Origin of the sequence: Roseateles sp. (genome assembly GCF_031397715.1) — a bacterium.
Classification (GTDB): domain Bacteria; phylum Pseudomonadota; class Gammaproteobacteria; order Burkholderiales; family Burkholderiaceae_C; genus Paucibacter_A.
In genome coordinates this window covers 1-3,389 of record NZ_JANNMI010000263.1, presented here as the reverse complement: position 1 = coordinate 3,389, position 3,389 = coordinate 1, and the positions used below count along the sequence as shown (strand labels likewise).

Sequence of the window (3,389 nt, the reverse complement as noted above, 5' to 3'; positions counted from 1 at the left end):
CAGCCCGGTCACCTCGTCCACCTGCCGCGCAACCGTGACACCCTCTTCAACGTTCTCAAAACGCACACGGCCCGCGTATTCGGTAATGATCGGACGCGTATGCGGATCCCATGTCGCAAGCACGCGGCCCGCCTTGAGCGTTTCGCCTTCGCGCACCATCAGAATCGCGCCATACGGCACCTTGTGACGCTCGCGCTCCCGGTTGCTCTCGTCGTGAATCACCACTTCACCGTTACGCGAAATGACCACCAGCTCGTTGCGCGAGTTGGTGACGTAACGTATACCCGAGGCGTAATGCAACACGCCTGCTGATTTGCTGTCGATCTGGCTCACCACGGCTTGGCGCGACGCGGCGCCGCCGATGTGGAAGGTGCGCATGGTCAACTGCGTGCCCGGCTCACCGATGGATTGCGCCGCGATCACACCGACCGCTTCGCCTACATTCACCACCGAACCGCGGCCGAGGTCACGACCGTAACATTTCACGCACAGGCCGTGGCGCGTTTCACAAGTCAGCGGTGTGCGCACTTTGACTTCATCGATGCCCAGCGCTTCAATCACATCCACCGCATCTTCGTCGAGCAAAGCGCCGGCTTCAAACGCCGTGGCGCTGGATTCAGGATTGATAATCTCGGCCGCGGCGACGCGGCCCAGAATGCGCTCGCGCAGCGACTCGACCACTTCGCCACCTTCAACCAGCGCTTTCATCACCACACCCAGTTCCGTGCCGCAGTCGTCAGTGGTCACCACCAGGTCTTGCGTAACGTCCACCAGACGGCGTGTGAGGTAGCCGGAATTCGCAGTCTTCAACGCGGTATCGGCCAGGCCCTTGCGCGCACCGTGGGTCGAAATGAAGTACTGCAAAACGTTCAGACCTTCGCGGAAGTTCGCGGTGATCGGCGTTTCGATAATGGAACCATCCGGCTTCGCCATCAGGCCGCGCATACCGGCGAGCTGACGAATTTGCGCGGCCGAGCCGCGCGCCCCTGAGTCGGCCATCATGTAGATGGAGTTGAAGGACTCCTGATCCACTTGATTGCCGTGACGGTCGGTCGTCTTCTGCTTGGACAGCTGGCTCATCATGACCTTGCCGACTTCGTCGCCGGTTTTGCCCCAGATGTCCACCACCTTGTTGTAACGCTCGCCGGAAGTCACCAAACCGGAGATGTACTGCTGTTCAATCTCCTTGACTTCCTTCTCGGCACGCTCGATCAGCATGGGCTTCTCGGGCGGCACCAACATATCGTCAACGGCGATCGAAATACCGGCGCGCGTGGCCAGCTTGAAGCCGGCTTGCAGCAGCTTGTCCGCCAAGACGACCGTTTCCTTCAGACCGCACTTGCGGAATGACATATTGATCAGCTTGGAGATTTCTTTCTTCTTCAAGGCCTTGTCGATATTGGAGAAAGGCAGGCCCTTGGGCAAGATTTCGCTCAACAAAGCGCGACCAACGGTCGTGCTCACCAGCTTGGTCTCGGGGATCCACTCAATGTCCTGGCCTTCGACCACGGCGCCCTTGGTGTACTGCACCATACGCACGTTGATACGGGCGGTGACTTCTACCGCGCCGTTTTCCAAGGCGCGGATCAGCTCGGAGATATCCGAGAAGATCATGCCCTCGCCCTTGCCGTTGATGCGCTCGCGGGTGGCGTAATACAAGCCCAGCACCACGTCTTGCGAAGGCACGATCGACGGCTCGCCCGAAGCCGGGAACAGCACGTTGTTGGAGGCCAGCATCAGCGTGCGGGCTTCCATCTGCGCTTCGATCGACAGCGGCACGTGAACGGCCATCTGGTCACCGTCAAAGTCGGCGTTGAAGGCGGCGCAAACCAGCGGATGCAGCTGGATCGCCTTGCCTTCGATCAACACCGGCTCAAAGGCCTGAATGCCCAAACGGTGCAGCGTAGGCGCTCGGTTCAGCAGCACCGGGTGCTCCTTGATGACCTCCTCCAGGATGTCCCAGACGACCGGCGAGCCGGATTCGACTTCCTTCTTGGCGGCCTTGATCGTCGTCGCGATGCCCATGGCTTCGAGGCGCGAGAAGATGAAGGGCTTGAACAACTCAAGCGCCATCAACTTGGGCAAACCGCACTGGTGCAGCTTCAGCGTTGGGCCCACCACAATGACCGAACGGCCAGAGTAGTCGACGCGCTTACCCAGCAAGTTCTGACGGAAACGACCGCCCTTGCCCTTGATCATGTCGGCCAGCGACTTCAACGCGCGCTTGTTGGCGCCCGTCATGGCCTTGCCGCGACGACCATTGTCCAACAGCGAATCAACCGCTTCCTGCAACATACGCTTTTCGTTGCGCACGATGATCTCGGGCGCCTTCAACTCCAGCAAACGCGCCAGGCGGTTGTTGCGGTTGATGACGCGGCGATACAGGTCGTTCAAGTCGGAGGTCGCAAAGCGGCCGCCGTCCAATGGCACCAGCGGACGCAAGTCCGGTGGCAACACCGGCAGCACTTCCAGCACCATCCAGTTGGGCTTGATGCCCGAACGCTTGAAGGCTTCCATCACCTTGAGGCGCTTGGAATTCTTCTTCACCTTCAGCTCGGAGCCAGTCATGTCGTTGCGCAGGCGATCGATCTCGACGTCGAGATCCATGTCCTCCAGCAGACGCTTGACGCCCTCGGCACCCATCAAGGCAACGAACTCGTCACCAAACTCGGTCACTTTCGCGTCGTAGTCATCCTCGGTCATGATCGTGAATTTCTTCAACGGGGTCATGCCAGGGTCAACCACCACATACGCTTCGAAGTACAAGACACGCTCGATGTCGCGCAGCGTCATGTCCAGCACCAGGCCCAAGCGCGATGGCAGGGACTTCAGGAACCAGATGTGGGCGCAAGGTGCGGCCTGATCGATGTGACCCATGCGGTCACGGCGAACCTTGGTCTGGGTGACTTCAACGCCGCACTTCTCGCAGATCACGCCGCGATGTTTAAGGCGCTTGTACTTGCCGCACAGGCATTCGTAGTCCTTGATGGGACCAAAAATCTTGGCGCAGAACAAGCCGTCGCGTTCGGGCTTGAAGGTGCGGTAGTTGATGGTCTCAGGCTTCTTCACCTCACCAAATGACCACGAGCGAATCTTCTCGGGCGATGCGAGCCCGATCTTGATAGCGTCGAAGTGTTCATCCGGGGTGAACTGCTTGAACAGGTCCAGTAAGCCTTTCATGGCTTTCTCCTAATTTGTGGTTGGAAACGAATCTAGAAAACAAATGAGGGACAGAGCATCCGCCGCAGCGGCGCCCTGTCGCACAAAGTCCTTAGTTGCGTTCCAACTCAATATCGATACCGAGCGACCGGATTTCCTTGACCAGCACATTGAAGGACTCCGGCATGCCGGCTTCGATCGTGTGCTCACCCTTGACGATGCTCTCGTAG

Annotated in this window: 1 protein-coding gene; it reads right to left on the bottom strand. The window is 59.1% G+C overall.

Annotated features, from left to right (window positions below; genetic code table 11):
• Positions 1-3,180: DNA-directed RNA polymerase subunit beta' (gene rpoC, locus RMO57_RS11495; RefSeq protein WP_310386734.1), on the bottom strand; the 3,180-nt coding region annotated here is incomplete at its 3' end.
• Positions 3,181-3,389: the final 209 nt, after the last annotated feature.